The sequence below is a fragment of the Streptomyces kryoterrae genome (assembly GCF_054072135.1).
In genome coordinates this window covers 6,893,990-6,918,748 of sequence record NZ_CM133358.1, presented here as the reverse complement: position 1 = coordinate 6,918,748, position 24,759 = coordinate 6,893,990, and the positions used below count along the sequence as shown (strand labels likewise).

The following is a 24,759-nucleotide window of genomic DNA, read 5'->3' as shown; positions in this document are numbered from 1 at the left end:
CGAGTACACGGTCGAGCTGTGAATGTCGGTTTCGGGGGTCTTCGGCTGAGGTGCGGTCACAGGCGCTTGACCCCCTTGATGCGGCCGGCACGGGTGGCTTTCGAGCGGGCCGCCCTCATCTTCAGGCCGCCGCGCTGGCTGCCGATGCGCAGGCCGGTGCCGGAGGAGAGCCAGCCCGAGGAGATGTCGGCCTTCTTGGCCGAGGAGTTGGCCTCGGCGAGCGGGTCGTTCTCCGCTCTGCGGGCCAGGAACATGATGCCGGGCACCACGAACGGCGCGAGCAGCAGGTCGTACAGCGCGGCCGTGAACAGCAGGCTGCCCATGCCGACATGGCGGGCGGCGGTGTCGCCGACGAGGGCGCCGACACCGGCGTACAGCAGGGTCGTACCGACGGCGGCGGCCACCACGACGGCCATCGGGCCGGTGGCCGACTTGAGCCGGCCGTTCTCGGGTTTCACGAGACCGGCCAGATAGCCGATGAGGCACAGCACGAGGGCGTAGCGGCCGGCCGCGTGGTCAGCGGGCGGGGCGAGGTCGGCGAGGAGTCCGGCGCCGAAACCGACGAGGGCGCCGCCGACATGGCCGTACACCAGGGCGAGGCCGAGGACGGTCAGCAGCAGCAGGTCGGGGACGGCGCCCGGGAGGTGAAGGCGGGCGAGGACGCTCACCTGGATCACCATGGCGACGACCACCAGGGCGGTGGAGAGGAGCATCCGGTTGAAACGCATGGGAGAGTTCAGCTCCTACTGCTCTTGCTGGTACTGGCCGTCGGCCACGGACGCGGACGGAGTCACCGTCACGGTGACCGTCGGCGTGGGCGTCGGCCTCGGCTTGGCCGGGAGGACGGTGTCGCGCGGATCGGTGCGCGGGGCCTCGACGACGACACCGACGATGTCGAGCTTGGTGAAGCCGACGAACGGCGTGACGTAGATCGTGCGGGTCAGGTCACCGCCCGAGGGGTCGACCCGGGACACGAAACCGACGGGGACGCCGGGCACGAACGGCTTGTCGGCCTGCGAGCCGAAGGTGACGAGCCGGTCGCCCTTGCTCACCTTGGCCTTGCCGTTGAGGAGCTGGACGCGCAGCGGCCGGTCGCCCTGCCCGGAGGCGAAGCCCAGTTCGTCGCTGCCCTCCATGCGCGTGCCGACGGTGAAGTCGGGGTCGTTGGCGAGCAGCACGGTCGAGGTGCCGGGGCCGACGGTGGTGACGCGGCCGACGAGTCCGTCGCCGTTCAGGACGGTCATGTCGCGCTTGACGCCGTCGTTGGCGCCGATGTCGATGGTGACCGTCCAGGAGAAGCCCTGGGCCGCCCCTATGGCGATGACCTCGGCGCCCTTGATGCCGTACTGCCCGGCGCCGGCCGACTTCAGCATCCTGTCGAGCTGGCTCAGCCGGCTGCGGTTGCGGTCGTCGCTGCCGAGACGGGCCTTGAGCGCCGCGTTCTCCTTCTCCAGCGTGGCGAGCCGGTCGTGCCGGTCACCGGAGTCGCGTACGGCGGCGACCGCGTCGCCGACCGGGTCGACCACGGAGGCGACCCCGTCCTCGACCGGGCCGAAGACGGTTGCCGCGGCCTGCCGGGCACCGTCGACCGGTGAGTCCTCCCCACCGCGGATGTCCACCGTGATCAGCGCGAACGCGATGGCGATCAGCAGCACCAGGAGCAGCCGGCTCTCTCGTGTGTCCCTCACGTGCGGCGGCGTGCCTTCCTCAATAGAGTTTTTTTGGGGCAAAAGACTTGGGGCAAAAAGTTGGGCAGAAGAGTTGGGCAGAAGAGTTGTTCGGGGAGCTTATGCCTCTATACCAACGATCCGCCGTACGAGAGGAGATCATCTCGTACGGCGGAATCGAAGAGTTACGTCATCTGCGCGGCTGGGCGTCCAGCACCTGCTGGAGCGCCTCGAACTCCTCCACGCACTTGCCGGAGCCGAGCACCACGCTGTCCAGCGGGTCCTCGGCGATGTGGATGGGCATGCCGGTCTCACGGCGCAGCCGCTCGTCGAGCCCGCGGAGCAGGGCCCCGCCTCCGGTCAGAACGATTCCGCGGTCCATGATGTCGCCGGACAGCTCGGGCGGGCACTTGTCGAGGGTGGTCTTCACGGCGTCGACGATCGCGTTGACCGGTTCTTCGATGGCCTTGCGTACTTCGGCCGCGGAGATCACGACGGTCTTGGGCAGCCCGGAGACAAGGTCCCGGCCGCGGATCTCGGTGTGTTCGTCATTGTCGAGGTCGTACGCCGAACCGATCGTGATCTTGATCTGTTCGGCGGTCCGCTCGCCCAGCAGAAGGGAGTACTCCTTCTTGATGTGCTGGATGATCGAGCTGTCCAGTTCGTCACCCGCGACACGGATGGACTGGGCGGTGACGATGCCGCCGAGGGAGATGACCGCGACCTCCGTGGTGCCGCCGCCGATGTCCACCACCATGTTGCCCGTCGCCTCGTGGACCGGCAGGCCGGAGCCGATGGCCGCGGCCATGGGCTCCTCGATGATGTGCACCTGCCGCGCGCCGGCCTGGGACGAGGCCTCGATGACGGCGCGGCGCTCGACGCCCGTGATGCCCGAGGGCACACAGACGACGACACGGGGACGGGCGAGATAACGCCGCTTGTGGATCTTCAGGATGAAGTAGCGGAGCATCCGCTCGGTGATCTCGAAGTCGGCGATGACGCCGTCCCTGAGCGGGCGCACGGCAACGATGTTGCCGGGCGTCCGGCCGATCATCTTCTTCGCTTCCGATCCGACCGCGAGAATGCCACCGGTGTTGGTGTTGATCGCAACGACGGACGGCTCGTTGAGTACGATCCCGCGACCCCTGACGTACACCAGCGTGTTGGCGGTCCCGAGGTCGATTGCCATGTCGCGGCCGATGAACGACATTGAGTTCCCCATCAGGATTCGTCTGGCCTTCCCAAGTGAAGCGTGTGAGGGCTCTGCTTTGGGGCGGCGAAGTTGGTGCGGTGACGTGAAGTCTTGCCAGGCTTACATCGTAGTCGCGCCTGCACGAACACCACGCGAGGGTCTTCGCCATTGTCAGCACGCGCTGTGCCGTCTCGCTTCTGGAGACGAGCGTATGGGGGTACGCGTTCCCCCGATCGGCGCGCATATGCCGGAGGACGGCCGGTTTTCGACGGCCGTCCCAGGTCAGGCGTCCGGGTGAGGTGACGGTTCCTCAGAAGAGGCCGAACAGAAACTGCGCAGGAATTTCACCGGCCGTACGCCGTTGCCCGCCGACCGGGTATCGGGACGGCTCAGTCGCGGCCGGGGAAGAAGATCTTCAGCTCGCGCTCGGCGGACTCCTCGGAGTCGGAGGCGTGGATGAGGTTCTCGCGCACGATGACGCCGTAGTCGCCGCGGATGGAACCGGGCGCGGCGGCGATGGGGTCGGTGGGTCCGGCGAGCGCCCGCACACCCTCGATGACCCGGTCGCCCTCGACGACGAGCGCGACAACGGGGCCGGAGGCCATGAACTCGACGAGGGGCTCGTAGAAGACCTTGCCCTTGTGCTCGCCGTAGTGCTGCTCCAGCGTGTCCTGGTCCAGCGTGCGCAGCTCCAGCGCGGTGATCCGCCAGCCGGCCTTGCGCTCGATCCGGCCGATGATCTCGCCGGTCAGGCCGCGACGGACGGCGTCGGGCTTGAGGAGGACGAGGGTGCGCTGAGTCACGGGGGTGGCTCCATTCGGGTCACGTGTGTGCGGTTGTCAGAGGCTACAGGGCGGGTCCGTGCGGGTGTTACGCAGCGTCAGGACTGGTACCGGTCGACTGGGTCCGCGCCGCGAAGCGGGCCTTCGCCTCGTCGATCTTCCGTCCGTAGTGCACGGACGCCCACCACAGCGCGGCGAACATCGCGCCCATGAAGAACATGGTCGGCACGATGAAGCCGGACGCGATGAGCGCGATCTGCAGGGCCCAGCCGAGCTGCACCCCGCCGGGCCGGGTGATCACACCGCAGAGCAGCACGCACAGCAGCATGGCGATGCCGCTGACCGTCCACACGGTGGACATGGACAGGTCGGGGTTCTTCATGGCGACGAGACCGGCGAAGCCGATCAGGAAGACCTCACCGATCAGGGTCGAAGCACAGAGCGTACGCACGGCGGGTCAGCCCCTCCCCAGGAGCAGTCGGGTCTCGCCGACGGTGATGACGGAGCCGGTGACGAGGACACCGCCGCCGGAGAACTCCCCGTCCTCCTCGGCGAGGGTGATGGCGGCCTCCAGGGCGTCGTCGAGGCGCGGCTCGACCTGGACCCGGTCGTCGCCGAAGACCTCGACGGCGATGGCGGCCAGTTCATCGGCGTCCATCGCGCGATGGCTGGAGTTCTGTGTGATCACGACCTCGGCGAAGACCGGCTCGAAGGCCTCAAGCACCCCGCGTACGTTCTTGTCCGCACTCGCCCCGACCACCCCGATGAGCCGGCTGAAGTCGAAGGCCTCGCCCACGGCCTCGGCGGTGGCCCGCGCGCCCGCCGGATTGTGCGCGGCGTCGAGCACGACGGTGGGAGAGCGCCGTACGACCTCCAGCCGCCCCGGGGACGTGACCGCGGCGAACGCCTTGCGCACGGTGTCGAGGTCGAGGGGCTCGGGCCGCTGGGTGCCGACGCCGAAGAACGCCTCGACGGCGGCGAGGGCGACGGCGGCGTTGTGGGCCTGGTAGCCGCCGTGCAGGGGCAGGAAGATCTCCTCGTACTCCCCGCCGAGCCCGCGCAGCGTCAGCATCTGACCGCCGACGGCGACCTGCCTGCTCACGACCCCGAACTCCAGGCCTTCCCTGGCCACCGTGGCGTCCACCTCGACGGCCTTCCTCAGCAGCACCTGGGCCGCGTCGACCGGCTGCTGGGCGAGGATGACGGTCGCGTCCTGCTTGATGACGCCGCCCTTCTCGACGGCGATCTCACCGGGCGTCTCGCCGAGCCGGTCGGTGTGGTCGAGATCGATGGGCGTCACGACGGCCACATCGGCGTCGATCACGTTGGTGGCGTCCCAGCTGCCCCCCATCCCGACCTCGACGACGGCCACATCGACCGGGGCGTCGGCGAAGGCGGCGTACGCCATGCCGGTCAGGACCTCGAAGAAGGAGAGCCGGAACTCCTGCTGGGCGTCGACCATCTCGACGTACGCCTTGATGTCGTCGTACGTCTCCACGAACCGTTCGGCGGAGATCGGCGCCCCGTCCAGAGTGATCCGCTCGGTGATCGACTGGACGTGCGGGGAGGTGTACCGCCCGGTGCGCAGGTCGAAGGCGCCGAGGAGGGTCTCGATCATGCGGGCGGTGGAGGTCTTGCCGTTGGTGCCGGTGATGTGGATCGAGGGGTACGCGCGCTGCGGCTCCCCCAGCACGTCCATCAGCGCGGCGATACGGCTGACGGACGGTTCCAGCTTGGTCTCGCCCCAGCGCGTGGCGAGATCCGCCTCCACCGCGCGCAGCGCCTTGTCGACCTCGGGGTCCCGGGGCCGGCCCGGCACGTCCGCGATCGTGGCTCCGCCTGCGGCGCGGAGGGTGCGGCTGCCGGCCTCGATGACCGCGAGGTCGGGGTCGCGGTCGGTCTCGGCGTCGATGATCTCGTCGAAGGGGTCGGTGTCGCTCACGGGGGTCAGTCTACGGACGGCCACTGACAGCGTCGTGCCCAGCCTGCGGGCAGTCGTGCCGCTGGGGCGGCACGGGCGGGCGCGGGCGGCACCCGGCCGGCGCCGGTGAGCGCACCCGGGCCCCACACCGACAAAGGGCCCCCGGAGCTCTCAGGCTCCGGGGGCCCTCGCCGACGTACGACCGTCACCTACGCCGAAGGCAAGCCCTCCAGCTGGGCCTGGATACGGGTGATGTCCTCGTCCGCCTTGCTGAGGCGGCCCCGGATCTTGTCCACGACATTGTCCGGCGCCTTCGCCAGGAACGCCTCGTTGCCGAGCTTGGCCTCGGCCTGCTGGCGCTCCTTCTGCGCCGCCGCCAGGTCCTTCGCGAGGCGCTTGCGCTCCGCCTCGACATCGATCGTGCCGGAGAGGTCGAGGGCGACCGTGGCGCCGGCGACCGGGAGGGTCGCGGTGGCGTGGAAGCCGTCCTCCTCCGGCTGGAGGCGCAGGAGTTGACGGATGGCCGCCTCGTGCGCGGCGAGCGCGGTGCCGTCGAGGGTGAGGCGGGCGGGGACCTTCTGGCCGTCCTGCAGGCCCTGCTCCTTGCGGAAGCGGCGGACCTCGGTGACGACGGCCTGGACGGTGCCGATCTCGGCCTCGGCCACCTCGTCGCGGAAGCCACTGTCCTTGGGCCACTCGGCGATGACGAGGGACTCACGGCCGGTCAGCGTCGTCCACAGCGTCTCGGTGACGAAGGGGACGACCGGGTGGAGCAGGCGCAGCATGACGTCGATGACCTCGCCGAGGACCCGGCCGGAGACCTTGGCCTGCTCGCCGCCCGCGAAGAAGGTCGTCTTCGACAGCTCCACGTACCAGTCGAAGACCTCGTCCCACGCGAAGTGGTAGAGCGTGTCGCTGAGCTTCGCGAACTGGAAGTCGTCGTAGTACGCGTCGACCTGCGCGACCGTCTTGTTCAGGCGGGAGAGGATCCAGCGGTCGGTCGCGGTCAGCTGCTCGACGGCCGGGAGGTCGCCCTCGATGGTGGCGCCGTTCATCAGCGCGAAGCGCGTGGCGTTCCAGATCTTGTTGGCGAACTTGCTGGACGCCTGGACCCAGTCCTCGCCGATCGGGACGTCGGTGCCGGGGTTGGCGCCCTTGGCCAGGGTGAAGCGGACGGCGTCGGAGCCGTACTTGTCCATCCAGTCCAGGGGGTCGACGACGTTGCCGAAGGACTTCGACATCTTCTTGCCGCGCTCGTCGCGGACCAGGCCGGTCAGCGCGATGGTCTTGAACGGGGCCTCGCCGTCCATGGCGTACAGGCCGAACATCATCATCCGGGCGACCCAGAAGAAGATGATGTCGTGGCCGGTCAGCAGGACGTCGGTCGAGTAGAACTTCTCCAGGTCCGGGGTCTGTTCGGGCCAGCCGAGGGTGGAGAACGGCCACAGGCCGGAGGAGAACCAGGTGTCCAGGACGTCGGTGTCCTGGGTCCAGCCCTCGCCGGTGGGCGTCTCGTCGTCGGGTCCGAGGCAGACGACCTCGCCGTCCGGGCCGTACCAGACCGGGATGCGGTGGCCCCACCACAACTGGCGCGAGATGCACCAGTCGTTGAGGTTGTCGACCCAGTCGAAGTAGCGCTTGGACATCTCCTCGGGGTGGATCGAGACCCGGCCGTCGCGGACCGCGTCACCGGCGGCCTTGGCCAGCGTCTCGACCTTGACCCACCACTGGAGGGACAGGCGCGGCTCGACGGTGGTGGAGCAGCGCGAGCAGTGCCCGACGGAGTGCGTGTACGGGCGCTTCTCGGCGACGATCCGGCCCTGTCCGCGCAGGGCGCCGACGACGGCCGAGCGGGCCTCGAAGCGGTCCAGGCCGAGGAAGGGGCCGTGGACGGTGATGACACCGTGCTCGTCCATGATCGTCATGTTGGGCAGGTTGTGGCGCTGCCCGATGGCGAAGTCGTTCGGGTCGTGGGCCGGGGTCACCTTGACGGCACCCGTGCCGAACTCGGGATCGACGTGCGTGTCGGCGACGACCGGGATGGAGCGGTCCGTCAGCGGCAGCTTGATCTGCTTGCCGACGAGATGCCTGTAGCGCTCGTCGTCGGGGTGGACGGCGACGGCGGTGTCACCGAGCATCGTCTCGGCGCGGGTGGTGGCGACGACCACGCTGTTCTCGCCCTCGCCGTACCTGATCGAAACGAGCTCGCCCGCGTCCTCCTGGTACTCCACCTCGATGTCGGAGATGGCCGTCAGACAGCGCGGACACCAGTTGATGATGCGCTCGGCACGGTAGATGAGGCCGTCGTCGAAGAGCTTCTTGAAGATCGTCTGGACGGCCTTGGACAGCCCCTCGTCCATGGTGAACCGCTCGCGCGACCAGTCGACGCCATCTCCCAGGCGCCGCATCTGGCCCAGGATCTTGCCGCCGTACTCCTCCTTCCACTGCCACACCCGCTCGACGAACTCCTCGCGCCCCAGGTCGTGGCGCGACTTGCCCTCCTCGGCGAGCTGCTGCTCGACCTTGTTCTGGGTCGCGATGCCGGCGTGGTCCATGCCGGGGAGCCAGAGCGACTCGTAGCCCTGCATGCGCTTGCGGCGGGTGAGGGCGTCCATGAGCGTGTGCTGGAAGGCGTGGCCCAGGTGGAGGGAGCCGGTGACGTTCGGTGGCGGGATGACGATGGTGTACGGCGGCTTCTCGCTCTTCGCGTCGGCGGCGAAGTAACCCCGTTCCACCCAGCGCTCGTACAGCTTCCCCTCTACCTCGGCCGGCGCGTACTGGGTCGGCAGTTCGGTGATGGGCGCTGTTGGCTGCTGCTGAGCGTTCTCGGTCACCCGGTCAGTTTAGAGGCGTCACGGCCGTGTCCCGAAACACGTTTCTTTCGTAACGGTGGGACACCCGGGGCAACTCGGGCCCCTGGCCTGCGCCAGGATGTCAGGAACACATAAGTATCTGGAGGGGAACCCAGAGATGAGCCACAACCAGTCGGGCCCGTACGGCGGACAGCCGCAGCAGCCCGGACCGTACGGGCAGCCGGCCCAGCCGGGCCCTTACGGGCAGCCGCCCCAGGCACCTCAGGGCCCTCCGACGGCTCCCCAGCCGGGTTACGGCTACCCCCAGCAGACGCCTCCGCCCCAGCCGGGCTACGGCTATCCGCAGCAGGCTCCCCCGCAGCCCGGTTACGGCTATCCGCAGCAGCCCGACGCCTACGGCCAGCAGCAGCCGCCGTACGGCCAGGTCCCCTACGGGGTTCCGCAGCCGCCGGCCCCGGGCGGGGGCAGGAAGAAGACGGCGATCATCCTCGGGGCGGTGGCTGTCGTGGCCGCCATCGCGGTGGGCGCGTGGTTCGTGCTGGGCAGCGGCTCGGGCGGCGGTTCCGCCATCGCCGACGACGGCGCGCACAAGCTGACGGCGCCGGCGACCGTGCTCGACGGCGCGTACAAGAGCGGCGGCGGCTCGGCAGAGAAGATGTCCGACGAGGACATCAAGGAAGCCGAGGCGTGGGGTGTGCAGAACCCCAAGAACGTCAGCGCGGATTACACCGCGGGATCGGGGCTCGCCACCAAGAAGCTCATGTTCTCCGGTGTCTACGGCACGATCGACGACCCGGAGAAGGTCGTCGACGCCATGTTCACCAAGATGAAGACGGAGTCGACGAAGGACTCCTCCTTTGACGGCAAACTCGTCGGCAGCCCGGAGGCGTTCACGCCCTCGGGCTTCGACAACGGGGTCATGAAGTGCCAGCACATCGAGAGCACCGCGTCCGGTACGACCACGAAGATGCCGATCTGCATCTGGGGTGACCACAGCACCCTCAGCTACGTCATCTCGTACGACCTCGCCTCCATCACCACGGGCGGAGGCGGCTCGTTGGAGGACGCGTCCGCGCTCGCGGCCAAGCTGCGCGCCGACGTGCGCGTGAAGGCCTGACACGCCTCCACGGCGTCAACTGCGGAGGGGCCCCGGTCTGTTGACCGGGGCCCCTCCGCAGTTGCTCAACTCCCTTGACCTGCCCTGCCGTTACGCCGGTTACGCCGTCTTCTGCTCGCCCGGTCCGCGTCCGCGCGCGTCCCTCGGGATCAGGGTCGGGTTCACGTTCTTCAGGACGACGTCCACCGTGATGACGACCCGGGCCACGTCCTTGCGGGACGGGACCTCGTACATCACCGCCTGGAGGACCTCCTCCATGATGGCGCGCAGGCCGCGGGCGCCGGTCTGGCGCAGGATCGCCTGGTCGGCGATGGCCTCCAGGGCCTCGCGCTCGAAGTCCAGCTCCACACCGTCGAGTTCGAAGAGGCGCTGGTACTGCTTGACGAGGGCGTTGCGCGGCTCCACCAGGATCTGGAGCAGGGCCTCGCGGTCGAGGTTGTGGACCGACGTGATGACCGGGAGGCGGCCGATGAACTCGGGAATCATGCCGAACTTCACCAGGTCCTCGGGCATGACGTCCTCGAAGCGGTCCTTCGCCTCCAGCTCCTTCTTGGAACGGATCGTGGCGCCGAAGCCGATGCCCTTGGCGCCCGCACGGGACTCGACGAGCTTCTCCAGGCCCGCGAAGGCACCGCCCACGATGAACAGGACGTTCGTCGTGTCGATCTGGATGAACTCCTGGTGCGGGTGCTTGCGTCCGCCCTGCGGCGGAACGGAGGCCGTCGTGCCCTCGAGGATCTTCAGCAGGGCCTGCTGGACGCCCTCGCCGGACACGTCACGCGTGATCGACGGGTTTTCACTCTTCCGCGCGACCTTGTCGATCTCGTCGATGTAGATGATCCCGGTTTCGGCCTTCTTGACGTCGTAGTCCGCCGCCTGGATCAGCTTCAACAGGATGTTCTCGACGTCCTCGCCGACATACCCCGCCTCCGTCAGCGCCGTCGCGTCGGCGATGGCGAACGGGACGTTCAGCATGCGTGCCAGTGTCTGCGCGAGGAGGGTCTTGCCCGAGCCCGTGGGGCCCAGCAGGAGGATGTTCGACTTCGCCAACTCGATGGCGTCCTCACGGCTTTGACCGGCGCTGTTCTCACCGGCCTGGACCCGCTTGTAGTGGTTGTACACCGCTACGGACAGGGCCTTCTTGGCCGACTCCTGACCAACCACGTACCCCTCGAGGAACTCGTAGATCTCGCGAGGCTTGGGGAGTTCCTCCCACCTGACCTCACTCGTCTCCGCGAGTTCTTCCTCGATGATCTCGTTGCAGAGATCGATGCACTCGTCGCAGATGTATACACCGGGGCCTGCGATGAGCTTCTTGACCTGCTTCTGGCTCTTGCCACAGAACGAGCACTTGAGCAGATCGCCGCCGTCACCGATGCGTGCCACGGTGTGCTTCCCCTTCGCCTGGGAGACGCCTGGGTACAGCGGCTCCTGGTGCTGCCTTATGTCCGACGGTACCTTGCCGGGCCCCTCGTTCGGGCCCCCCTTGGCGCGGTTCACTTTGACGTGCTCCGAGTCAAACCGTGCCAAGGGGCGGCAGACGCCACAACTTCTGCGTCCACCAGTACGTCAGCGGACGCTGGCGTTGTTCATTTTCCGAGTGGAAATGATCTGATCGATCAGGCCGTACGCCAGCGCGTCCTCGGCCGTGAGGATCTTGTCGCGCTCGATGTCCTCGCGGATCTTCTCGATCGGCGTGGTGGAGTGCTTGGCCAGCATGTCCTCCAGCTGGGCGCGCATCCGGAGGATCTCGTTGGCCGCGATCTCCAGGTCGGAGACCTGCCCGCGGCCGGTCTCGCTGTACGGCTGGTGGATCAGCACGCGCGCGTTGGGCAGCGCCATGCGCTTGCCCGGCGTACCGGCCGCGAGAAGGATCGCGGCGGCGGAGGCCGCCTGGCCCATGCAGACCGTCTGGACGTCCGGCTTCACGAACTGCATCGTGTCGTAGATCGCGGTGAGGGACGTGAACGAGCCACCGGGGCTGTTGATGTAGACCGAGATGTCCCGGTCGGGGTCCATCGACTCCAGGCACAGCAGCTGCGCCATGACGTCGTTGGCGGAGGCGTCGTCGATCTGCACGCCGAGGAAGATCACGCGCTCCTCGAAGAGCTTCGCGTACGGGTCGTACTCACGCACGCCCTGCGAGGTGCGCTCGACGAAGCGCGGGATGACGTAGCGGGACTCGGCGGTGGGGCCGGTGTACTCGGCCTGGGCGGCCCTCGTACGGTCGTAGAGGCCGCTGCCGGGGAAGTCGTTCACGGTGTCTCCTGAAAGGGGCTTAGGCGGGGGCTGGAGGGCATTGGAGGCACTACACCCCTGTGCCGCCGCCGCCCGGAATGCCTGCGGCCGTGGCGATGACGTCGTCGATGAGGCCGTACGCCTTGGCCTCCTCGGGGTCGAACCAGCGGTCGCGGTCCGAGTCCCGGGTGATCTGCTCCATGGTCTGGCCCGTGTGCTGCGCCGTGAGCTCGGCCATGCGCTTCTTGGTGTGCAGCAGCCGCTCGGCGTGGATCTTGATGTCCGACGCCGAACCCGCGAGGCCTGCCGAGGGCTGGTGGATCAGGATCTCGGCGTTCGGCAGGGCGAAGCGCTTTCCGGGCGTACCCGCGCTGAGCAGGAACTGGCCCATGGAAGCGGCGAGACCCATGGCGATGGTCATCACGTCGTTCTTGATGAACTGCATGGTGTCGTAGATCGCCATACCGGCCGTGATCGAACCGCCCGGGCTGTTGATGTAGAGGTTGATGTCCTTGTCCGGGTCAGCGGCGGCGAGGAGCAGCAGCTGCGCGGTGATCTTGTTCGCGATGTCGTCGTCGACCGGCTGGCCGAGGAAGATGATCCGCTCGTTGAGCAGCCGGTTGTAGACCTGGTCGCCGAGGCCACCGCCGATGGAAGGCTCGCCGGCGGCGGAAGGCATCAGATTCGTCACGTCGTATCCACCTGCTCGTATTACGACGGCGCCGGGCCGTCTCACGTGTTCTGCCGGGGCGTGGGGCTGTCCGGCCGTTTTCGGGGACTCCCCTGCCCTCGTATTCATGGACCCTAACGCGCGGGTCCCTCCGGGGAATCCCGGGAAAGGAACTGTTCGCTGTGAGCGCATGTGGCTCCGCGGGTTGAGCAGGGTTTCCGGCGGGGGTCGGCTGTGTGGTGAGCGGGGTTCGGGTGGGCGTCGCGGGGCTGCGCCCCGGGCCCCCTGTCGCGTCTCGCCGTGGCTCCGCCGGGAGTGGTCGAGTGCGGGCCCGTGGGGGCTTGTCGCGCCCACGCGGCGGAGCCGCACATGTCACAGCCCCGCGCCCCTGTCGGGCGCGCCGCTGTGTCCGCGGATGACCAGGGGCCCGGCGTGTGGGCTTGTCGCGCCCGCGCGGTGGGGCTGTGATCGACAGGGCCCCGCGTCTCTCCAGGACGCGGACAGGCCCCCGGGGACCGAAGTTCCCGGGGGCCTGTCTACGTGCGTTCAGAGGTGCCGTGGCGTTCAGGCCTCGGGCTTCTCCTCGGGGGCCTCGGCCTCGGCGGCCGGGGTCTCCTCGGAGGTGGCCTCCGTGATCTCCGTGGCCTCGTCCTCTTCCTCGTCGTCGAGGTCGATGATCTCGCCGTTGGTGTCCTTGACCGTGGCGGCCTCCACGACGACCGCGAGGGCCTTGCCGCGGGCGACCTCGCCGACCAGCATCGGGACCTGGCCGCCCTCGACGACCGCCTGGGCGAACTGGTCGGGGGACATGCCGGAGGAGGCGGCGCGCCGCATGAGGTGCTCGGTGAGCTCCTCCTGGTTGACGTTCAGCTTCTCCTTGTTGACCAGCTCGTCGAGGACGAACTGGGTCTTGATGCCCTTGACCGCGGCTTCCCTGGTCTCGGTGTCGAACTCCTCGGCCGTCTTGCCCTGGATCTCGAGGTACTTCTCGAGGTCGAGGCCCATCTGGCCGAGCTGGTGGTGCTCCAGGTTGTGCTTGCGGGTGTTGATCTCTTCCTCGAGGAGCTTCTCGGGGACGGGCACCTCGACGAGCTCCAGCAGCTTCTCCAGGACGCGCTCCTGGGCCTGCGTGGCCTGGTCGTACTGCTTCATGTTCTCGAGGCGCTTGCGGCTGTCCGCGCGCAGCTCCTCCAGGGTGTCGAACTCGGAGGCGAGCTGGGCGAACTCGTCGTCCAGGGCCGGGAGTTCACGGGCGGCGACCTGGGTGACCTTGACGGTGACCTCGGCCTCCTTGCCGGCCGCCGAGCCGCCCTTGAGCTCGGAGGTGAAGGTGGCCTCGCCACCGGCCTCCACGCCCGTCACAGCGGCGTCGACGCCGTCCAGCAGCTCGCCGGAACCGATGGTGTAGGAGACGCCGCTCGCGACGCCGTCCTCCAGCACCTCGCCGTCGACCTTGGCCTCCAGGTCCAGCGTCACGACGTCGCCGTCCTCGGCGGCACGCTCCACCGGGGAGGTGGCGGCGAAGCGCTCACGGAGCTGCTCGACCGACTTGTCGATGTCCTCCTCGGTGACCTCGATCGCGTCGACCTCGACCTCGATGCCGGAGTAGTCCGGGATCTCGATGGTCGGGCGGACGTCGACCTCGGCGGTGAAGTTCAGCGTCTCGCCGTCCTTCAGCTCCGTGATGTCGACCTCGGGCTGGCCCAGGACGTTGAGCTCGGCCTCGTTGACCGCGTCGGTGTAGAACTTCGGGAGCGCGTCGTTGACCGCCTCCTCCAGGACCGCACCGCGGCCGAACCGCTGGTCGATGATGCGCGCCGGGATCTTGCCCTTCCGGAAGCCCTTCACCGTGACCTGCTGGTTGATCTTCTTGTACGCCGCGTCGAGGCTGTCCTTGAGCTCCTCGAAGGGCACCTCGATGCTGAGCCGAACCCGGGTCGGGTTCAGGGTCTCCACGGCGCTCTTCACGGTTCGGTCTCCTTGGGGGCTGACTTCTTGGGGTTCTGCTGAGGGTTCTGCTGATTGTCCTGATGTCGGACGCGGCGGAGCCTCAGCGGATTCGCGGCCCTTGAGGGACGTAAACAACGCAGACACACGGGCGCGCAGTCTGCATAGTAGCCGCCGGCGGTACACGCCCCAAAAGGTGATGTCGAAGATGATCCTGCCGATGGTCCGGCACGATGGTCGGGGTGGCGGGATTTGAACCCACGGCCTTCCGCTCCCAAAGCGGACGCGCTACCAAGCTGCGCCACACCCCGTCTGGTGCGACACGTAGGGTACATGCCCAGAGGCGACGGCGTTGCCGCATTTCAGGACTGGAAACCAGCGGTGGGAACAGGGTGTGCGTCGAGGTGCCTCGAACCGCTACGATGCTCTCTGTGCCGCGGTCGTGTTGACCTGCGGTGCACGCATGCGGGCGTAGCTCAATGGTAGAGCCCTAGTCTTCCAAACTAGCTACGCGGGTTCGATTCCCGTCGCCCGCTCTCTCTCGCCGCCGGCCCGGTTCCTCGGAACCGGGCCGGTCGCGTTTCTCCACGGCGGCCGGACCCTGTGGTCTGCCATCACGGTCAGAACTGGATCTCGTTGAGCGTTTCGGCTATCGAGTTCATGAAGCGTTGGATGTCGTCCGCCATGCCGGTCGAGGCGAGGAAGAAGCCGAAGAGGACGGCGACGATCGCCGGGCCCGCCTTGATCGAGCCTCCACGAATCAGCACCACCAGGATGATTCCCAACATCAGCACCACTGACAACGAAATGGCCACACTGATCACACCCTTTGGTCGGTCCGCTCTACCGGCCCAGGGATGCGTTCCCTCGCACCCCCGCCAGATCCATCGTGCCACCAACGAGGCCGCCGTATGCGGCCGGTGACGCATCATCGGCCCCACGCGATCGATTTGTCCGCACAGAGAAACCCAGAGCACGGAAAGGTGTTCTTTGAGGGTACTTAGGGTGACATTTGCGGTTCTAGAGTCCCAGTAGTGCGCGCGTTCTGGCGTACTTCTCGGTCAGGCGGGTGCGGGTCGGGGCGTCCAGTGCCGCCAGGCGGACCGGGTCGGCGTTGTGCGCCAGGTCCGCCTCCTTGACCAGGAGCGCGCCGGGGGTGTCGAGGATGCGCCGGGCGTACGCCTCGGGGGCCTCCCCCGCCCGCTTGGTGACGGCCAGCACGATGTCCTTCGTACGGCGGGACAACGCGGCTTCTTCCAGCCAGTGTTCGGACAGCGCGTCGTCCTCCACGGCGTCGTGCAGCCAGGCCGCCGCGATCTGCTCGTCATCGCCTCCCCGCGCGCGTACGCCCTCCGCGACGGCCTGGAGGTGCTCCGTGTAGGGGCGGCCCGCCTTGTCCGTCTGCGTGGCGTGTGCGGCTCTGGCCGTGGCCTCTACTTCGGCCAGGGTCAGGGGTGATGGAGATGATGAGGGCGAGGAGGGCGCTTGGGAGTTCGCCGGGTTCTTGGGCATCTGGTCAGTGTGGGGGCTCGGCCGGCGGTGTGCTTCGAGGGTCGTTCAGATCGTCGCCTGGGCCGTGGGGCCCTCTCGGCAGATCAGGAGGAGGGCCCTGTCGTCGTTGACGTCCTTGGCGACCGCCTCGATGAGGTGCCAGGCCGCGCCGTGGAAACCGCCGGCCACATAGCGGTCGGCCTCGCCCGTCAGGCGGTCGATGCCCTCGACGATGTCCCGCTCCGACGTTTCGACCAGGCCGTCCGTGAACAGCATCAGAACGTCCCCGGGGCGCAGCGACCCCTTCACGGGGTCGAACTGGGCTCCGTCGTACACGCCCAACAGCGGTCCCTCCGCTGCCTTTTCCTCCCAGCGGCCGGTGCCCGCGCTGAGCTGGAGGCCCGGTGGGTGGCCGGCCGAGAAGAGTTCGTAGTCGCCCGATTCCAGGTCCAGGACGAGGTGGATCGAGGTCGCGAAGCCCTCGTCCCAGTCCTGGCGGAGGAGGTAGCCGTTCGCCGCCGGGAGGAAGGCGTGGGGCGGCAGTGAGCCGAGGAGGCCGCCGAAGGCGCCGGAGAGCAGGAGGGCTCGGGAGCCCGCGTCCATGCCCTTGCCGGAGACGTCCGTCAGGACGACCTCCATCGTGCGGCCCCCGTTCGTACGGGCCGCCACCACGAAGTCGCCCGAGAACGACTGGCCGCCCGCCGGGCGCAGCGCCATCTCCCGGTGCCAGCCCTGGGGCAGCTGCGGCAACTTGCTCTGGACGCGGATGCGTTCACGCAGGTCGAACAGCATCGTGCCGCCGCGTCGCCAGGGGACGCCCACCCTGCTGCGGAACTGCGCGATCAGCAGGCCGAAGAATCCGCAGGCCGCCACGACGAGGACCACACCGGGGGTGACCCGGGAGGGGCCCTCCGTGTACGGGCCCAGCTTCACCGACTCCACGATCAGCGCCGTCGCCGCCGCCGCGTACAGGCCGAGCAGGCTGGCCGGGCGCAGCAGGAGGCCGCCCGCGACGATCGGGAGGACGAGCGCGGCCGGTGAGCACCACACCGAGTTGGCGAGGGTCGTGGCCGCGATGATCGGGATCATGATGAGCAGACCGGCGAGCGCGATCCAGTCCGAACCGTCGCCCCGGAAGTAGTCCACGGCGGATCTGCGCAGGCCGGTGCGGACCCGGTGAGCCTGCTTCTTCAACCGGGCCGTGAACGTCTCGGCCTCCGCGCGCCGCTCTCGTCCTGCTGCCATTAGTTCGGGACCCTATCCATCGGACCAGCTGCTTGGCACGGGAGGTCCCACTTGTCCCCCGTCCGAGCTTCAACTTCACAGTGAAACCCACCGAAGGCCGGTCCGAGGCCCCGAGGGAGAAATTCCCTCGCTCGTCCCGCATTGCCCTGGTAGTCATGGTCTATGACGACCTCCAGGACCTCCGCCACGACCGACCTGCGGGTGCTTCGGCCCGACGACTGGGATCAGTGGTACGACAACCTGCTCCGGGCCTTCGGCGGAATGCCGGAGTCCGCCGAGGAGCGGGAGTTGTGGAAATCACTGACCGAGTACGACCGTTTCGTGGGCGTCTGGGACGGTGACGCGTGTGTGGGCAGTGCGGGTGCCTTCACTTTCCAGGTAACCGTACCGGGTGGTGCCTCCGTGCAGGCGGCGGGCGTCACGATGGTCGGTGTCGCCGGCACGCACCGCAGGCGCGGGGTGCTTACGTCGATGATGCGACGGCAGCTGGACGACGTACGGAGCTGGGGCGAGCCGCTGGCCGTGCTCACGGCGTCCGAGCCCGCCATCTACGGGCGGTTCGGGTACGGGCTCGCCACCCACTCGCTGACCTTCGAGATCGACACGACGCGGGTACGGCTGACCCCGCCGGCCGGCGCCGACGACGTACGGCTGCGGTACGCCGTACCGGCCGAGGCCCTGGACGACTGCGAGGCGGTGTACGCGCGGCGGGTGCCGGAGCGGCCCGGGATGCTGGCGCGGATGCCCGGCTGGGCGCCGGTCATGGTGCTCGACCCGGAGGGTGAGCGGGGCGGGGCCTCGCCGTTGCAGTGCGTGGTCGCCGAACGGGACGGGGATGTCGTGGGGTTCGCCCGGTTCCGGGTCAAGCCCGACTGGGATGTCACCGGGTCGAACAGCGCGGTCGTCGTCGAGGACGTGGAGGCGCTCGACGCCGCTTCGCAGGGGGCGTTGTGGCGGTTCCTGTTCGACATCGACCTGACGTCGAAGATCGTCGCGCGCGGGCGGCCGGTCGAGGAGCCGTGGCATCACATGGTGTCGGACATCCGGCGGTGTGGGCTGCGCAGGCGGGACGGGCTGTACGTCCGACTCGTGGATGTGGGGGCCGCGCTGGAGGCACGGACGTATCAGGCGCCGGTGGATGTCGTGTTCGACGTCGAGGACGCGTTCTGCCCGTGGAACTCCGGGCGGTGGCGGCTGACGGGCGACGCCAAGGGCGCCGTGTGCCGGCGCACGGAGGACGCGGCTGATCTCACCCTGTCCGTACGGGAGTTGGGGGCCGCCTATCTGGGCGGCGTGCCGTTGGCCGGGCTGGGGGCCGCCGGGCGGGTGCAGGAGGTTCGGCAGGGGGCGCTGACCGAGGCTTCGGTGGCGTTCGGTTCGGTGGTGGAGCCCTGGTTGTCCCACGGGTTCTGAAGTCCCGGGCCCGGGCGCCTGGTTGTGCCTTCTCAGTCGCGCTGACAGGCGGGACACCAGAAGAGGTTGCGGGCGGCGAGACCGGCGGTGCGGATCTCGCCGCCACAGAGGTGGCAGGGCAGGTCGGCCCTGCGGTAGACGTAGACCTCGCCGCCGTGGTCGTCGACGCGCGGCGGGCGGCCCATCGCCTCCGGGGTGTGCTCCGGGCGGACGGTGTCGATGCGGTTGTCGCGTACGCCCTCGCGCATGAGGGCGACCAGGTCGCTCCAGAGCGCGTCCCACTCGGTGGGTGTGATGTCCCTGCCGGGGCGGTACGGGTCGATGCCGTGCCGGAAGAGGACCTCGGCCCGGTAGACGTTGCCCACGCCCGCGATGACCTTCTGGTCCATGAGGAGGGCGGCGATCGTCGTACGGCTGCGGCTGATGCGGGCGTAGGCGATCTGGTCGTCGGCGTCCTCGCGGAGGGGGTCCGGGCCCAGGCGGTCGTGTATCGCCTGCTTCTCGGTGTCCGTGATGAGGGCGCAGGTGGTGGGGCCCCGGAGGTCCACGTACGAGGTGCTGTTCGCGAGCCGGAGGCGGACCGTGTCCGTGGGGGGCGGGGCGGGGGCGTCGCCGAAGTTGACCTTGCCGAAGAGCCCGAGGTGGATGTGGATCCAGTCGGCCTCGCGGAAGCCGAGGAAGAGGTGTTTGCCGTGGGCGTCGGTGTGGGTGAGTTCCGCGCGGTCGAGGAGGGCGGCCGCGTCGGAGAACTTGCCCTGGGGGCTGGTGACGTGGGGTTCGGTGCGTAGGAACGCGGCGGCGTAGTCCTGGGCCAGGCGGTGGATCGTGTGCCCCTCAGGCACGGTGCGGGTTCCTTTCGCGGTTTTGTGCCCACCCACCCGCCCGTCTCGGTCCGTTGAGAGGCCGGCCTCGCCCTGGGGGCTGTGCCCCCAGACCCCCCTTCGGCCTGAACGGCCTCGTCCTCAAACGCCGGACGGGCTGGGATGTGCGGGCTACTGCTGGGGGTGGTTCGGCGGGATCGGCGGCAGGTCGCCTGTCGTCTCGTAGGCGGTGAGCATGTCGATGCGCCGTTGGTGACGCTCGTCGCCCGAGAACGGTGTCGCCAGGAACGTCTCCACGAACTTCGTCGCCTCGTCCTGCGTGTGCATACGGGCGCCCACCGCGACCACGTTGGCGTTGTTGTGCTGGCGGCCCAGCGACGCGGTCTCCTCGCTCCAGGCCAGCGCCGCGCGCACGCCCTTCACCTTGTTCGCCGCGATCTGCTCGCCGTTGCCGGAGCCGCCGATGACGATGCCGAGGGCGTCCGCGTCGGCCGCCGTGCGCTCCGCGGCGCGGAGGCAGAAGGGCGGGTAGTCGTCGAGGGCGTCGTAGATGTGGGGGCCGCAGTCCACGGGGTCGTGGCCGGCCTCCCGGAGCCACTCGACGAGGTGGTTCTTGAGTTCGAAGCCCGCATGGTCGGAGCCGAGATACACGCGCATGGTCCGAGTGTGACATGTCTGTTTCCGGGAAGCAGCGCCGGGGGCTGATGGCGAAAAGCAGTGGCAACACTACGAAAGCTCAAGAAAACCTCAAGTAACGATCTGGATTCAAAGGTTCAAGAATCCCTTTGCCTCCGATTCACTGGACCGACTGTTTACGCCGTCCCTACCGGCGCGCTTCCCCGTTCACCCGGCGCAAAGGAATTCCCCCCATGACCTCGCAGCCGACCGCCTCCCCGCCCTCCGGTCTTCAGGCCGGGCTCAAGAACCGGCATCTCTCGATGATCGCCATCGGCGGTGTCATCGGCGCCGGACTCTTCGTCGGGTCCAGCTCCGGTATCCGTACCGCCGGGCCGGGCATCCTTCTCTCGTACGCCCTCGTCGGCACGCTCGTCGTGCTGGTGATGCGGATGCTCGGCGAGATGTCCGCCGCCAATCCGACCTCCGGTTCGTTCTCCGCGCACGCCGACCGGGCGCTCGGGCGCTGGGCCGGGTTCTCCATCGGCTGGCTGTACTGGTTCTTCTGGGTCGTCGTGCTCGCCGTGGAGGCGACCGCCGGTGCCACCATCCTCGAAGGGTGGGTTCCCGCCGTACCGCAGTGGGCCTGGGCGCTCATCGTGATGATGGTGCTGACCGCCACGAACCTCGTCTCGGTCGGTTCCTACGGCGAGTTCGAGTTCTGGTTCGCCGGTATCAAGGTCGTCGCCATCAGCGCCTTCGTCATCATCGGCGGGCTCGCCGTGTTCGGTGTGCTCCCCGGTGTCGACAGCGACAAGGCCGGGCTGGGCAATCTGACCGACCACGGTGGCTTCCTGCCCAACGGACCCGGCGCCATCCTCACCGGTGTGCTGCTCGTCGTCTTCTCCTTCATGGGCAGCGAGATCGCCACACTGGCCGCCGGGGAGTCCGAGGACCCGCAGCGGGCCGTCACCAAGTCCACCAACAGCATCATCTGGCGGGTCGGCGTCTTCTATCTCGGGTCGATCTTCGTCGTCGTCACCCTGCTGCCGTGGAACGATCCCTCGATCAAGGAGAAGGGCTCGTACGTCGCCGCCCTCGACTCCCTCGGTATCGCGCACGCCGGCCAGATCATGAACTTCATCGTGCTGACGTCGGTGCTGTCGTGCCTCAACTCCGGCCTCTACACGGCCTCCCGCATGGCCTTCTCGCTCGGGCAGCGCGGTGACGCACCCAGGGCCTTCGCGCGGACCACGTCCCGCGGTGTGCCGCTCGCGGCGATCGTCGCCTCGGTCGTCTTCGGCTTCGTCGCCGTCTTCTTCAACTACAAGTTCCCCGACTCGGTCTTCCTCTTCCTCGTCAACTCCTCCGGTGCCGTCGCCCTGTTCGTCTGGCTGGTCATCTGCTTCTCGCAGCTGCGCATGCGGAAGATCATCGAGCGCGAGTCCCCGGAGAAGCTCGTCGTACGGATGTGGCTGTACCCGTATCTGACCTGGGCGACCGCCGCTCTCATCGTGTTCGTCCTCGGCTACATGCTCACCGACACCGAGCACGACGGGCGCGAGACCGTGCTGCTTTCGCTGCTGGTGGCGGCCGTTGTGCTCGCCGTCGCCGTCGTCCGGCAGAAGACCGGACGCGGATCGGCGGTCGTCAGCGGCGCTCGGGACCCGGGCACCGTCGATGACGGCGACGATGTCAACGACGTCGTCAAGGTCGGCTGACCCGGTCGGCTTGAGTGGTCGGGGAGTTGTTCACAGCACGGTGAACGACTCCCTGACCCGTTCGTAGGTCCCCACCGCCTGCTCCTCGATCTCCTGGTGGTACCAGGTGCTGATCTGGTACGACTTCCCCTCCACGTCGAAGCCGAGCAGCCTGGCGTGCCAGTGGGTGCCGTCCAGGGTGAAGGTGTACTCCCAGACGACCGCCGGGTGATCCTGGTACGTCGTCTCCGCGAGGCTGATCTTCGTGTAGTCCTGGCCCTGGCGGGCGTTGCGCTCCGACTCCTCCCAGGTCTCCAGCAACTCGCCGCGTGCGAGGGAGGACTTGGCGAGGAGCTCCTGCTTGCCGTCGGGGGACGTGTAATGCACCTCGGCGCCCGTCTTCACGTCCCGGCGCCAGCCCTTGGGTGTCGCCCACGCGTATCCGCCCGCCTCCTCGTGCGCGCCCGGCGGCAGGCTGCGCGGGCGGGAGGTGCCCTCGACCGTGGGCTGGGGAGAGTCGTCAGGGGTGGGGGTGGAGATGGGCGTGGTGGGCTGCGCGGAGGAGGCCGAGGCTGCGCGCGACGATCCGGGCGTCGCCGTGTTCTTGTCGTCGGGTGATCCCGCCGTCGCCGCGAGGATCATCCCGGCCAGCGCCCCCGCGGTGACCACACCCGCGGCCACCATGACCGTACGACGGCGACCGTGGCGTGGGGCGCGACCTCGACCCGGGTCGGACGGGACTGCGGGGCCGCGCAGTTCACCGGGCGGCATTCCCGGTGGTACCGCTGCCCGCGGGGCCGTCGGGAGGGTGGCCGCATGCCTCGGACCCGGCCGCCGCTCCGTCACCGCCTGCGCGTGTGCCTGCGCGTGTGCCTGCGCGTCGCCCTGTGCCCGGATCAGCGAGATACCGGCCCTGCGCGTTCCGCCGGGGCCCGCCGAACCGACCTCGGAACGGATCTCGGAGGGGACTTCGGTGGAGGCGTTGGACGCCTCGGGGGGCTCGGGGGGCGGGGTTCCCAGGACCGGGGTGGCTGTCGTGCGTGCGGGAGGCACCGCGTGAGTCGGCGGTGGGGGCTCAGGCTCCTGTTGCTCCAGTTCCTCCTGTTGCTCCTGTTGCTCGTGTTGCTCGTGTTGTTCCCGCTGTTGTTGCTGTTGCCGCTCTTCTCGCTCCGGTTCCTCCGGTGGCCGCTCGTGTGGCTGGCGTGCGGCCCGTACCAGTGACGCGTCCAGGTATGCGGGCGTCGGTGCGTCCTCGTGTGCCGGTACGGGAGTCGGAGGCGCCGTCCCCGGGCGCGCGGTCGGTATCTCCAGCGCCTCGGGGGTCGCCGGCTCCCTCTCCTCCCCCTGTTCCTCTTCGCGGGCCGGCTCCGGGAACGCCACCGACCGCAGGGCCCGCTCCACGTCCTCCAGTGCGGGCCTGGCCGACGGCTCCTTCTCCAGAAGGGCGGCCAGGATGTCGTGCAACGGGCCCGCTGCGGCCGGGAGTTCGGGGTCCTCGTACAGGACCGCGTGCAGAGTCGCCAGGGTCGTCTCGCGGGAGAACGGGGAGCGGCCTCCCAGCGCCGCGCAGAGTGTCGCGCCGAGGGACCACACGTCGGACGGCGGGCCCTGGTGCCGGCCCGACACACGCTCCGGAGCCATGTAGTCGGGGGAGCCGACGAGCATCCCGACCATCGTGAGGGCCTTCGCGTCCTGGATGGCGGCGATGCCGAAGTCGGTGAGGACGACCCGTCCGTCGCGTCGTTCCACGAGGACGTTGCCCGGTTTGATGTCGCGGTGCAGTACGCCCCCCGCGTGCACCTGGCGCAGCGCGGAGACCAGCCCGAGGCCGAGGCGGGCCGTATCCCCCGGTCCCAACGGGCCGTCCTGGACAAGAAGTTGCTCGAGGGAGCGGCCGTCGACCAGCTCCATGACGATCCACAGCCGTTCGCCCTCGTCCACCACGTCGTACACGCGCACGACGTTCGGGTGGTCGATCCGGGCCGTCGCCCTGGCCTCGCGGAGCGTGCGTTCACGGCGGGTTCGGGCGTCCTCCGCGTCGAGTCCGTCGATCCGCATTTCCTTGACGGCCACCGGCCGGTCGAGCATTTCGTCGGCGGCCCGCCACACCCGCCCCATTCCCCCCTGTCCAATACTTTCGACCAGCCGATATCGGCCCGTCACCACCAGACCTGGAGCACCGCCGCCCATATTCTCCGGCAATCCTCTGCACCCCCTCAACGCACGCCCCACCAGAACCACAATGGTCACACTTCGTGCCGTACCAGCATAGTGGCGAGAAATCTTGTGGTACCTCTTCATGGACTGCGAATTCAGGCGCAGTCCAGGGGGATCCAAGGGGGACGAACATGAGTTCTGGTCGCACGACCGCCATCACGGGATCGCTGCTCACGGCATCTTTCTCGGCCGTGATGATCCTTTCCTTCACCGCCGGTGCGGATGACCAGGGGCCCGGAAGCGGCAAGGGGGGAAAGGCCGTTGACACGGCGCCGACAGGCGTCAAGTTGACCACACAGTTGCCCGAGAGCATCTCGGTCGACAACAGTTCGAAAGAAACGGCGCTTACCGCCACGGTAAAGAACGAGGGGAGCAAGGACAGCGGCGACATCAGGCTTTTGGTCGTCGGATTCGATGGCCTGACGGTCAAGAACGTTCAGGGCTGTTCGGAGATTGCCGAAGGAGATCTCCCGAAGGGTTCGAACAGCGGTTTCAGCTGTGCCGTGGGCAATCTCGCCGCCGGTAAGTCGAAGTCGTACGACGTCGACGCGACGTTCGATCTGGGCAAGACCGGCAAGATCTGTCTGCCCGTCCAGACCGCCGACGGTTCGAAGACGTTCTGGCAGCAGGGCCCGGTCCCGTTCGGCACGAACAACCCGTCACCGAACGCCCCGGCCACTCCGCTGCTGCTCGGCACGGACAACAAGCCGGTGGCACCCGGCGGCGACGAACTGCCGAGGACCGGCCCGGCACGCGACCTGCTCCCGCTCGGCGGTGTCGGCGCGGCGCTGCTGTCCGCCGGGGCTGTGGGCATGTGGTGGACGCAGCGGCGGCCCCGGCAGCCGCAGGGCTGAGTCGGGAAGTCGGGTAAGAACGCGGAAGGGTAGGAACGCGGAAGATCCGGGATGCC

Annotated in this window: 21 protein-coding genes and 2 tRNA genes; 5 read left to right on the top strand and 18 right to left on the bottom strand. The window is 68.6% G+C overall.

The genetic code is table 11. The annotated features are described in order from the left end of the window. Nucleotides 1-56: 56 nt before the first annotated feature. From mreD to ACW4TU_RS30775, 7 genes are all read right to left on the bottom strand, one after another. Nucleotides 57-728 carry a rod shape-determining protein MreD gene (gene mreD, locus ACW4TU_RS30805; RefSeq protein WP_457418396.1) on the bottom strand — a complete coding sequence of 224 codons (672 nt, stop codon included), beginning with the start codon at nucleotides 726-728 and terminating at the stop codon, nucleotides 57-59. Nucleotides 729-743: 15 nt separating this feature from the next. After that, nucleotides 744-1,688: a rod shape-determining protein MreC gene (gene mreC / locus ACW4TU_RS30800; RefSeq protein ID WP_457418394.1), complete on the bottom strand. Its 945-nt coding sequence runs from the start codon at nucleotides 1,686-1,688 to the stop codon at nucleotides 744-746. A 169-nt stretch (nucleotides 1,689-1,857) separates the two neighbouring features. Next, entirely contained in the window at nucleotides 1,858-2,877 is a 1,020-nt protein-coding gene (locus ACW4TU_RS30795) for a rod shape-determining protein (RefSeq protein WP_164320655.1), read from the bottom strand. Nucleotides 2,878-3,248: 371 nt separating this feature from the next. After that, entirely contained in the window at nucleotides 3,249-3,662 is a 414-nt protein-coding gene (gene ndk / locus ACW4TU_RS30790) for a nucleoside-diphosphate kinase (RefSeq protein ID WP_164320657.1), read from the bottom strand. A 67-nt stretch (nucleotides 3,663-3,729) separates the two neighbouring features. Next, nucleotides 3,730-4,092 carry a DUF4233 domain-containing protein gene (locus ACW4TU_RS30785; protein WP_457418392.1) on the bottom strand — a complete coding sequence of 121 codons (363 nt, stop codon included), beginning with the start codon at nucleotides 4,090-4,092 and terminating at the stop codon, nucleotides 3,730-3,732. Nucleotides 4,093-4,098: 6 nt separating this feature from the next. Then, nucleotides 4,099-5,583 carry a bifunctional tetrahydrofolate synthase/dihydrofolate synthase gene (gene folC / locus ACW4TU_RS30780; protein WP_457418390.1) on the bottom strand — a complete coding sequence of 495 codons (1,485 nt, stop codon included), beginning with the start codon at nucleotides 5,581-5,583 and terminating at the stop codon, nucleotides 4,099-4,101. 188 nt (nucleotides 5,584-5,771) lie between these two features. Continuing rightward, nucleotides 5,772-8,396: a valine--tRNA ligase gene (locus ACW4TU_RS30775; RefSeq protein ID WP_457418388.1), complete on the bottom strand. Its 2,625-nt coding sequence runs from the start codon at nucleotides 8,394-8,396 to the stop codon at nucleotides 5,772-5,774. A gap of 136 nt (nucleotides 8,397-8,532) precedes the next feature. Here ACW4TU_RS30775 and ACW4TU_RS30770 point away from each other — a divergent pair, with 136 nt between their 5' ends. Next, on the top strand, nucleotides 8,533-9,492 hold the full coding sequence (locus ACW4TU_RS30770; protein ID WP_457418386.1) for a hypothetical protein: 960 nt from the start codon (nucleotides 8,533-8,535) through the stop codon (nucleotides 9,490-9,492). A gap of 99 nt (nucleotides 9,493-9,591) precedes the next feature. Here ACW4TU_RS30770 and clpX read toward each other — a convergent pair whose 3' ends face one another. The 5 genes from clpX to ACW4TU_RS30745 form a co-directional block, all read right to left on the bottom strand. Then, the gene (gene clpX, locus ACW4TU_RS30765) at nucleotides 9,592-10,878 is read right to left on the bottom strand and encodes an ATP-dependent Clp protease ATP-binding subunit ClpX (RefSeq protein WP_164406621.1); all 1,287 of its coding nucleotides are present in this window, start codon (nucleotides 10,876-10,878) and stop codon (nucleotides 9,592-9,594) included. 183 nt (nucleotides 10,879-11,061) lie between these two features. Further along, nucleotides 11,062-11,751: an ATP-dependent Clp protease proteolytic subunit gene (locus tag ACW4TU_RS30760; protein WP_457418384.1), complete on the bottom strand. Its 690-nt coding sequence runs from the start codon at nucleotides 11,749-11,751 to the stop codon at nucleotides 11,062-11,064. Nucleotides 11,752-11,800: 49 nt separating this feature from the next. Next, complete coding sequence (locus ACW4TU_RS30755) at nucleotides 11,801-12,409, bottom strand: ATP-dependent Clp protease proteolytic subunit (RefSeq protein WP_457430402.1); 609 nt, start codon at nucleotides 12,407-12,409, stop codon at nucleotides 11,801-11,803. A 555-nt stretch (nucleotides 12,410-12,964) separates the two neighbouring features. Beyond that, complete coding sequence (gene tig, locus ACW4TU_RS30750; protein ID WP_457418382.1) at nucleotides 12,965-14,368, bottom strand: trigger factor; 1,404 nt, start codon at nucleotides 14,366-14,368, stop codon at nucleotides 12,965-12,967. A gap of 213 nt (nucleotides 14,369-14,581) precedes the next feature. Continuing rightward, nucleotides 14,582-14,658, bottom strand: a tRNA-Pro gene (locus ACW4TU_RS30745). Nucleotides 14,659-14,812: 154 nt separating this feature from the next. Here ACW4TU_RS30745 and ACW4TU_RS30740 point away from each other — a divergent pair. After that, nucleotides 14,813-14,883: transfer RNA gene (locus ACW4TU_RS30740), tRNA-Gly, on the top strand. A gap of 84 nt (nucleotides 14,884-14,967) precedes the next feature. Here ACW4TU_RS30740 and ACW4TU_RS30735 read toward each other — a convergent pair. The 3 genes from ACW4TU_RS30735 to ACW4TU_RS30725 all read right to left on the bottom strand — a co-directional run bounded on the left by ACW4TU_RS30735 (nucleotide 14,968) and on the right by ACW4TU_RS30725 (nucleotide 17,083). Then, nucleotides 14,968-15,162: a hypothetical protein gene (locus tag ACW4TU_RS30735; protein ID WP_457418380.1), complete on the bottom strand. Its 195-nt coding sequence runs from the start codon at nucleotides 15,160-15,162 to the stop codon at nucleotides 14,968-14,970. A 205-nt stretch (nucleotides 15,163-15,367) separates the two neighbouring features. Further along, complete coding sequence (locus ACW4TU_RS30730) at nucleotides 15,368-15,859, bottom strand: HD domain-containing protein (protein ID WP_457418378.1); 492 nt, start codon at nucleotides 15,857-15,859, stop codon at nucleotides 15,368-15,370. A gap of 45 nt (nucleotides 15,860-15,904) precedes the next feature. Beyond that, nucleotides 15,905-17,083 (bottom strand): PP2C family protein-serine/threonine phosphatase, encoded by a 1,179-nt coding sequence (locus ACW4TU_RS30725; RefSeq protein ID WP_457418376.1) that lies wholly within the window; start codon nucleotides 17,081-17,083, stop codon nucleotides 15,905-15,907. A gap of 162 nt (nucleotides 17,084-17,245) precedes the next feature. Here ACW4TU_RS30725 and ACW4TU_RS30720 point away from each other — a divergent pair, with 162 nt between their 5' ends. Beyond that, on the top strand, nucleotides 17,246-18,496 hold the full coding sequence (locus ACW4TU_RS30720; protein ID WP_457418374.1) for a GNAT family N-acetyltransferase: 1,251 nt from the start codon (nucleotides 17,246-17,248) through the stop codon (nucleotides 18,494-18,496). A 32-nt stretch (nucleotides 18,497-18,528) separates the two neighbouring features. Here ACW4TU_RS30720 and ACW4TU_RS30715 read toward each other — a convergent pair whose 3' ends face one another. Both ACW4TU_RS30715 and ACW4TU_RS30710 read right to left on the bottom strand, forming a co-directional pair. Further along, nucleotides 18,529-19,338, bottom strand: coding sequence for an Fpg/Nei family DNA glycosylase (locus ACW4TU_RS30715; RefSeq protein ID WP_457418372.1), 810 nt, complete (start codon nucleotides 19,336-19,338; stop codon nucleotides 18,529-18,531). A 150-nt stretch (nucleotides 19,339-19,488) separates the two neighbouring features. Beyond that, nucleotides 19,489-19,974, bottom strand: a complete 486-nt coding sequence (locus tag ACW4TU_RS30710) for a ribose-5-phosphate isomerase (RefSeq protein WP_457418370.1) — start codon at nucleotides 19,972-19,974, stop codon at nucleotides 19,489-19,491. A gap of 212 nt (nucleotides 19,975-20,186) precedes the next feature. On the opposite strand from ACW4TU_RS30710, the gene ACW4TU_RS30705 reads away from it, so the two are divergent. Continuing rightward, nucleotides 20,187-21,653, top strand: coding sequence for an amino acid permease (locus tag ACW4TU_RS30705; RefSeq protein ID WP_457418368.1), 1,467 nt, complete (start codon nucleotides 20,187-20,189; stop codon nucleotides 21,651-21,653). 30 nt (nucleotides 21,654-21,683) lie between these two features. Here ACW4TU_RS30705 and ACW4TU_RS30700 read toward each other — a convergent pair whose 3' ends face one another. Then, the gene (locus tag ACW4TU_RS30700) at nucleotides 21,684-23,750 is read right to left on the bottom strand and encodes a serine/threonine-protein kinase (RefSeq protein WP_457418366.1); all 2,067 of its coding nucleotides are present in this window, start codon (nucleotides 23,748-23,750) and stop codon (nucleotides 21,684-21,686) included. Between the two features lie 230 nt (nucleotides 23,751-23,980). Between ACW4TU_RS30700 and ACW4TU_RS30695 the strand changes: the two genes are divergently transcribed. After that, nucleotides 23,981-24,703 carry a hypothetical protein gene (locus tag ACW4TU_RS30695; RefSeq protein WP_457430401.1) on the top strand — a complete coding sequence of 241 codons (723 nt, stop codon included), beginning with the start codon at nucleotides 23,981-23,983 and terminating at the stop codon, nucleotides 24,701-24,703. The last annotated feature ends 56 nt before the right edge of the window (nucleotides 24,704-24,759 follow it).